Here is a 7,270-nt window from a genome sequence, read left to right as displayed (position 1 = left end):
TCTGGCGGAATCGCTGCGCGCGCCCGGCCTGCCAGCGAACGACACCGTGCGCGCCGCGCTGCCGGTGGATGCGAAAACCTTGCATCGTCTGCTCGGCGTGACGCGCGGACGCACCGGGACGCGCCATCGCGCGCAGCCATTGCCGTACGACGTCGTTGTGGTCGATGAAGCCTCGATGCTCGATCTCGCGCTGGCTGCGCGTCTCGCCGACGCGCTCGCAGCCGACGCGTGCCTGATCCTGCTCGGCGATCGCGATCAACTCGCTGCGGTCGAAGCCGGCCGCGTGTTCGGCGCGTTGTGCCAGGCGGCGAGCGCATCCGCGCCGCCAGCGCCATCCACTTCGTTGACGGCAGTTGCTTCCTCGCGCAGAAAAGCGCCCGACGAACAGGCCGCCTTCGCGTTTCCGCCGATGATGGTTGCGAAAGCGTCCGCGTTGTCCGCAGCCTTTGTCGAACTGCGCGGCAATCACCGTTTCGGCGCGCACAGCGCGATCGGGCGCCTCGCATCCGCGTTGCGCGCGGGCCGCGCCGACATGGCGCTGCAAATTCTCGACGCGGGCGGCGACGAAGCACGCCGGATCGATGTCGGCGCATCCGCGTTGCCGCAGCGCATCGTGCACGAGCTGGTGCCGCGTTACGCCAGTCTCGCACAGGCGTCCGATGCCAACGCCGCTTTCGCCATCGCCGACCGTTTCCGCGTGCTGTGCGCCTTGCGCGAAACCGCGTTCGGCGCGGTCGCGATCAACGCGGCGATCGAATACGAGCTGCGCCGGCGCAGCGATCGCGTCGATGAGCACGGCTGGTACGCGGGCCGTCTCGTCATCGTTGGCGGCAACGACTATCGTCTCGGCCTGTTCAACGGCGACATCGGCGTCGCCTTGCGCAGCGGCGCGGGCGGTGCGCTCGAGGTCTGGTTCCGCAACGCCGACGGCAGCCTGCGCGTGCTGCCGCCGCTTGTGCTCGGCTCGGTCGATGCGGCTTACGCGCTGACCGTGCACAAGGCGCAGGGCTCCGAGTTCGACGAGGTGACCGTGGTGCTGCCTGATCGCGATGCGCGTGTGCTGACACGCGAATTGGTCTACACCGCAATCACGCGCGCACGCAAGAAAGCGGAATTATGGACAAGTGGAGAAGTGCTCACGCAGGCGATCGCGCGCAGCACGCAGCGCTGGTCGGGGTTGGCGGACGCGGTGGGTTCGGCTGCCTCGAGGATGGGCCCGTGACGGCCGCGGCAGGGATCGATTCGTTTGCGGACGTGCCCGGCGGCCGTGTTTTCGTGCGCCGCTGGAACGCGGGTCGCGGTGCACGCGCACCGATCGTCCTATTGCACGACTCGCTGGGCTGCGTCGAGCAGTGGCGCGATTTCCCGCAGGCGCTGGCGCAGGCGACGCAGAGCGAAGTCGTGGCCTATGACAGGCTCGGTTTTGGCCGATCCACGGCGCGCGCGGGGCTGCCTTCCGTCGATTTCATCCGCGAGGAGGCCGAAGTTTTCTTTCCCGCGTTGCGCCGCGCGCTCGGCCTGACCCGGTATTCGCTGTTCGGCCACAGCGTCGGCGGCGGCATGGCGTTGACGATCGCGGCGCTGGATGGCGAGGGCTGCGAGGCAGTCGTGACGGAATCGGCCCAGGCCTTCGTCGACCAACGCACGCGTGCGGGCATCCTCGCGGCCAGGGCACAATTCGCCGATCCCGCGCAGTTCGCCAAGATCGCACGCTGGCATGGCGACAAGGCGCGCTGGGTGCTCGATGCGTGGACCGAGGTCTGGCTGTCGCCGGCATTCGCGGACTGGAGCCTCTATGCGTATCTCGGCCAAATCGAATGCCCCGTACTCGCGATCCACGGCGATCTCGACGAGTACGGCTCGGTGGAATTTCCGCGTCGCATCGCTGACGGCGTGAGTGGTCCTGCGCGCCTTGCGATTCTCGAGGGCTGTGGTCATGTCCCGCATCGCGAACGCAGCGCAGAGGTGCTGCAACTTGTCGCTTCGTTTGCGAGCGACAGATATGGAAGCCTGATCCGGGCAGACGAAAGTCTAGTCGTCAAGCCAGTGCCGTCGGTTCCAGGCGTTGAGGCGAGCCCTTTGGCGCAACGCGCTTGCGGGACTCGATGCTCTCGACTATAGTGTTGACAAAATCAACACTGAGAACCCGGCATGGATACCGTGCGGGAAATCCGCCAGTTCAACCGTTTTTACACGCGCCTCGTCGGCTTGCTCGACGAGCATCTGCCCGACAGCGATTTGAGCCTGCTCGAAGGCCGGGCGACGTACGAACTCGCTACCGGCGGAAAACAGACTGCCGCCGATCTCGCGCGCACGCTCGACGTCGACAAGGCGCAACTGAGCCGCGCCCTGCAAACGCTGAAGCGGCGCAAGCTGCTCAAGGCCGAGGTCGATCCCGGGCACGCGAAGAAAAGGCTGCTGTCGCTGACGCCCGCAGGTCGCGTCGCCTTCACCGAACTCGAACACGGCACGCGGCTGCGCATGGAATCCGTCTTGGAGCCGCTAAGCGGAACGAAGCGCAAGAAGCTGGTTTCTTCGCTGCGCGACATCCAGGCGACGTTCGCGGCGAGCGACGCCAAGCCGCCCGCGGTCGTGCTGCGCGCGCCGGTTCCCGGCGATCTGGGCTGGGTCATCCATCGGCAGGCCGTGCTGTACGCACAAGAATACGGTTGGGATTGGACCTACGAGGCGCTCATCGCGAAGATCCTCGGCGAGTTCGCCGCGGCGTTCGATCCGGCGAAAGAGGATGGCTGGATCGCCGAGCGCGCGGGCCACATCCTCGGTTCGATCTTCCTGATGAAAGGCGACGCAGCCGGCGTGGCGAAGCTGCGCCTGCTCTATGTCGAACCCGCCGCGCGCGGCTTGGGCCTCGGCCGCCGGCTGGTCGATACGTGCGTTGGGCGCGCGCGTGAGCTCGGCTATCGCCGCCTCAGCCTGTGGACGAACGATGTGCTGACCGCGGCGCGGAGGATCTACGAAACTTCCGGTTTCCGCCTCGTGCAGGAGAACCGGCACCTATCCTTCGGCAAGGATCTGCTCGGTCAAACCTGGGAATTGGACCTGCTCAATGCAGGGTCGGATTCTCGCGCCGCGACGGCGGGAACTCGATGACGTTGTCGCCGTCGGCCTGGCGCGGACGCGGGCCGTCCCAGAGTTTGGGCACGTCGCGCGGGCGGTCCGGCTCGAGTCCGCTGCGCTCGATTTCGTTGCGATAGCCGAACTCGGCGCCTTCCGTTTCTTCATCCTCCTCGTCCTCCCAGCTGTAGCGCTTGCGCGGCGCGACAGGGTCGAGTCCAGAGAAGGCGAGCGCGGCGATCAGTCCCGCGATCGCGCCGGCGGCGTGGTATTCGAACGAGACGTTTTCCTCGCGCGGCAGCACGGTCATCGTCATGCCGCCATAGAGGAAGAACACGGCGAGCGCGATCGAAACGCCGAGGCGATCGCGACGCAGCAGGCCGATGACGAACAGGAAGAACATCAGCCCGTGGGTGATGCCACTGATGCCGACATGCAGCGAGGGACGTGCCCACAACCAGACGCCGACGCCGGAGACGATCCAGATCAGCGGCAGCGCGTAGCGCGCGGCGCGCGGGTAGGCGTAGAGCGTGAACGCGGACAGCAGGCCGAGCGGCAGCGTGTTCGACATCAGGTGCTCGAACGAGGCGTGCACGAACGGCGCGGTGAGGATGCCGATAAGGCCGCGCGGATCGCGCGGACGGATGCCGAGCGCATCCATGTCCCAGCCGAGCGCGAACGCGGCCAGCCAGACGATCCAGATGCCGGCGACCAGCGCGAGCGCGCCGAGCACGGCGTAGCGCACGCGCTCGCGGTCGCTGCGCACGGTGGCAGCGCTGGCTTCGGCGGTGATCGGGGCGAGGTCCATGCCTCCATCATGGGGACGCCCACGGCGCGCACAAGACGTGCCTCGCATGGCAGACTGATCGCATGCTGCTGCGACCGGCCGAACCCGATGACGCGATGGAGGTGGCGCGCGTGCACGTGCGCGCGTGGCAGGCCGGCTATCGCGGGTTGCTGGCGCAGGATTATCTCGATGGTCTGCGCGTCGAAGATCGTGCGCGGCGCTACGACTTCGCCAACCCCGATCCGCACCGACCAGCGACGCTGGTCGCGATGGAGGGTGGCACAATCCGTGGATTCGCGACCACGATGCCCGCCGCCGACTCCAATCTGCCGGAGTGCGCCGAACTCTGCGCGCTCTACGTCGATCCGGACTGGTGGGGTCGCGGCGTCGGCGTCGCATTGGTTTCCGCAGCACGCGCGCGGCTGCGCGAGCAGGGTTTCCGCGAAGCGGTGCTCTGGCTGCTTGCCGGCAATGCGCGCGGCGACCGCTTCTACCGTCGCGACGGATGGGTGGCGGACGGAGTTGCACGCAAGGATGTCATCTGGGGTGTCGCGGTCGACGAGCTGCGCTATCGCCGCAGGCTGGACTGACGCAGCGTCGGCCGCCGCGCATGCTTTATCATGTCGCGATGAATTCCCCGCACAACACCAATCCCGTCGTCCATCTGAAGATCGAGCGCCGCTCCAACCATCCGTGGATTTTCCAGAAGATGGTGGAAAAGCCCGATCCGAAACCGAAGCCCGGCACCGTGGTCGATATCGTCGACCGCGATGGCATGTTCGCAGGCCGCGGCTTCTACAACGGCCATTCGCGCATCGCCTTGCGCGTGCTCACGGCCGATCCGGACGAGGCCGTCGACGAGGATTTTTTTGCGCGCAAGATTTCGGATGCGATTTCCCTGCGTCGCGAAGTGCTCAAGCTCGATGCGGTGACCGACGCCTACCGCGTGATCCACTCCGAAGGCGACGGTCTTTCTGGCCTCGTCGTCGATCGTTTCGCCAACACGCTCGTCGTCGAATATTTCTCCGCCGGCATGTTCAAGCAGCGCGACCTGATCAAGCGAGTACTGTTGCAGCACTTTCCCGACGCGGAAATCTACGCGTTTGCCGAAGAGCACGTGCAGAAGCAGGAAAGCTTCGACTGGACTGCGCCCGCCGCGCCGAAACCGACCGTGATCCACGAACACGGCGTGCAGTTCCACGCCGCGCCGGGCAGCAAGCACAAGACCGGCTTCTTCGCCGACCAGCGTGACAACCGCCTGTTCCTGTCCGAGTTTTGCGCCGACAAACGTGTTCTCGATCTGTGCTGCAATTCCGGAGGTTTTGGGATTTATGCCAAGACGCGTGGCGGCGCGGAAGAAGTCGTCGGCATCGATCTCGACGAGGAAATCCTCGGCATCGCCGAGCAGAACGCGCGTCTCAACAAGGCCAAGGTGAAATTCATCCAGGCCGACATCTTCGCCTGGCTGCGCGATGTCGCCGGCAATCCGCAGAAGAAATTCGACGTCGTCATCCTCGATCCGGCGAAGATGACACGCGATCGCGAGCAGGTGATCCCGGCACTGAAGAAATACCTCGACATGAACAAGCTCGCACTCGGCGCGGTCAAGCCGGGCGGCATCTTCCTCACTTGTTCGTGCACGGGCCTGGTGAGCGAGGAACAATTCCTCGACATGCTGCGTCGCGCCGCGTTTTACGCGAACCGCACCGTGCAGGTAATCAAGGTCTCCGGTGCCGGTCCCGATCATCCGTGGCAGGCGCATGTGCCCGAGTCGCGCTATCTAAAGGCGGCGTTCTGCCGAGTGGAGTAAGCTTCAGCTTGAGTTGGCCGCCGGAAAAGTCCCGGCCTGCACGGGTTGTTTGGGATGCGAGAATGAAGCTCCCTTTCTTGACTGCCCTTTTGTTGAGTCATGCACTTGCGCAGGCCCAACCGCCGCCGGAGCACGTGCGCGTCGTTTCCGATGACGCATTTTTCGACCTGTCCTCGCCACGGCAGCAAGAGCGTATTGCTGCAAATATCGAGCAAGGGTTGGGCGAATTGCGCCTGCAAGGAAGATTGCCGCAAGGCAGTACCGAGGCCTCCACCATGGACTTGGCCTGGCCGTTGCGAACGGTCGGCCGATTCGACCAGTTCGGCTATCACGGCACGAGCAACTTCGTCGATCACGGCCTGTCGTATCCGAATCCCGTTCAGGACTACGCCTGCGGTTCGCGCAGCTACAATCTGCCGAATGGTTACAACCATGCCGGCACCGATTACTACTTGTGGCCGTTTCCCTGGTCGATGATGGATGCGGGGCAGGTGCAAATCGTCGCTGCTGCAGCGGGCGTGATTCTCGCCAAGGACGACGGCAATTTCGACCGCGACTGCGCGCTCGGCGGAACGACCAATCCGAATGACGTCTACGTGATGCAGGACGACGGCCTCGTCGCGATTTATTTCCACATGCGCAAGGGCTCGGTCACCTCTCTGCCGATCGGCACACGCGTGGCCGCCGGCGATTATCTCGGCCTTGTCGGCAGTTCCGGCAGTTCCACCGGGCCGCATTTGCATTTCGAATTGCGCGACGCCGCCGGTGCGGTAGTCGATCCGCGCAACGGCCAGTGCAACGCGGCGCCGGATCGCTGGATCGTATTCCAGCCCTACGAAGATCCGCATATCGATACGCTCAGCACGCATTCGGCCGAGCCCGAGTTCGTCGGATGCGGTGTCGACGCCGGTGGGACCGCGGTCGCGGAAACGCCCCACTACGAAAATGAATTCAAACCCGGCGACGCGCTGTGGGTGTTTGTCGCGTATCGCGATCAGCGCAACGGCGAGACAACTCAATTCAGCATCATGCGTCCGGACGGCAGCGTCTTCGCGCAGTGGGACTTCGACCTCGTCAGCCAAGGCAATCCGAAACCGTTTTATTCCGGCACTGGCGCCGACTGGAAATTCACCTTGCCTGCAGATGCGCCGCTCGGCGTCTGGACGATCACGGCTTTGTTTCAGGGGCAGACCTACACGCGCAGCTTCAGCGTGGATTGGGGCTGGTTGCCATGGCGGACAAGGTTGCGGCCGCGACCACCACGGCCGCCTCCGCACTGAGCCCCGATGGAGGCGGTGTCCTCATCGCTAGCCGATTCGCGCCGTCGCAAGGTCGCGTTCCGCCGCGTCGAATGGCGCGGCGCAATCGCGCGGCTGGAGCAGCGCGTGATGGCGAGCGAGGTTCCTGAACGGAACGCAACACACCTTCACGTTTTCTTTCCACGCACTCGGCTATACCAAATCGTTCATGCAGATCGTGCGGGCGTGCCTGCACGCAATGGGCGCGCGCAATTCTCTTCGCGCGCTGCGATCTGACCTTTCCACACTCATTGGGGGATGAGCGAGACGTCGCGCATCCGTGCGCGGCCGTCGCAACGA

Annotated in this window: 7 protein-coding genes; 6 read left to right on the top strand and 1 reads right to left on the bottom strand. The window is 65.1% G+C overall.

The annotated features are described in order from the left end of the window. The 3 genes from recD to VF497_RS08275 form a co-directional block, all read left to right on the top strand. On the top strand, window positions 1–1,222 hold a 1,222-nt coding region (gene recD, locus VF497_RS08285; protein WP_330887567.1), incomplete at its 5' end, for an exodeoxyribonuclease V subunit alpha. Next, window positions 1,219–2,121 (top strand): alpha/beta hydrolase, encoded by a 903-nt coding sequence (locus tag VF497_RS08280; RefSeq protein ID WP_330887565.1) that lies wholly within the window; start codon window positions 1,219–1,221, stop codon window positions 2,119–2,121. The genes recD and VF497_RS08280, both read left to right, overlap by 4 nt. A 30-nt stretch (window positions 2,122–2,151) precedes the next feature. Beyond that, on the top strand, window positions 2,152–3,111 hold the full coding sequence (locus VF497_RS08275) for a helix-turn-helix domain-containing GNAT family N-acetyltransferase (RefSeq protein WP_330887563.1): 960 nt from the start codon (window positions 2,152–2,154) through the stop codon (window positions 3,109–3,111). Here the strand turns inward: VF497_RS08275 and VF497_RS08270 are convergent. After that, window positions 3,065–3,883, bottom strand: coding sequence for a rhomboid family intramembrane serine protease (locus tag VF497_RS08270; protein WP_330887561.1), 819 nt, complete (start codon window positions 3,881–3,883; stop codon window positions 3,065–3,067). The genes VF497_RS08275 and VF497_RS08270 overlap by 47 nt on opposite strands. 62 nt (window positions 3,884–3,945) lie before the next feature. Between VF497_RS08270 and VF497_RS08265 the strand changes: the two genes are divergently transcribed. The 3 genes from VF497_RS08265 (at window position 3,946) to VF497_RS08255 (ending at window position 6,952) form a co-directional block, all read left to right on the top strand. Further along, window positions 3,946–4,452 carry a GNAT family N-acetyltransferase gene (locus VF497_RS08265; RefSeq protein WP_330887559.1) on the top strand — a complete coding sequence of 169 codons (507 nt, stop codon included), beginning with the start codon at window positions 3,946–3,948 and terminating at the stop codon, window positions 4,450–4,452. 38 nt (window positions 4,453–4,490) lie between these two features. Continuing rightward, window positions 4,491–5,672, top strand: a complete 1,182-nt coding sequence (locus VF497_RS08260; RefSeq protein WP_330887557.1) for a class I SAM-dependent rRNA methyltransferase — start codon at window positions 4,491–4,493, stop codon at window positions 5,670–5,672. Window positions 5,673–5,947: 275 nt separating this feature from the next. Beyond that, entirely contained in the window at window positions 5,948–6,952 is a 1,005-nt protein-coding gene (locus VF497_RS08255) for a peptidoglycan DD-metalloendopeptidase family protein (RefSeq protein WP_330887555.1), read from the top strand. The last annotated feature ends 318 nt before the right edge of the window (window positions 6,953–7,270 follow it).

It is taken from the genome of Rudaea sp., from assembly GCF_036383415.1.
In the GTDB taxonomy this organism is placed as follows: Bacteria; Pseudomonadota; Gammaproteobacteria; order Xanthomonadales; family Rhodanobacteraceae; genus Rudaea.
The sequence above is the reverse complement of the archived record's forward strand: the minus strand, read 5'-3'. Positions and strand labels throughout refer to the sequence as shown.

Coding starts and splice junctions, on each gene's coding strand:
- VF497_RS08265 (WP_330887559.1), top strand. CDS start 3,946: ATGCTGCTGCGACCGGCCGAACCCGATGACGCGATGGAGGTGGCGCGC.
- VF497_RS08260 (WP_330887557.1), top strand. CDS start 4,491: ATGAATTCCCCGCACAACACCAATCCCGTCGTCCATCTGAAGATCGAG.
- VF497_RS08270 (WP_330887561.1), bottom strand. CDS start 3,883: ATGGACCTCGCCCCGATCACCGCCGAAGCCAGCGCTGCCACCGTGCGC.
- VF497_RS08275 (WP_330887563.1), top strand. CDS start 2,152: ATGGATACCGTGCGGGAAATCCGCCAGTTCAACCGTTTTTACACGCGC.
- VF497_RS08255 (WP_330887555.1), top strand. CDS start 5,948: ATGGACTTGGCCTGGCCGTTGCGAACGGTCGGCCGATTCGACCAGTTC.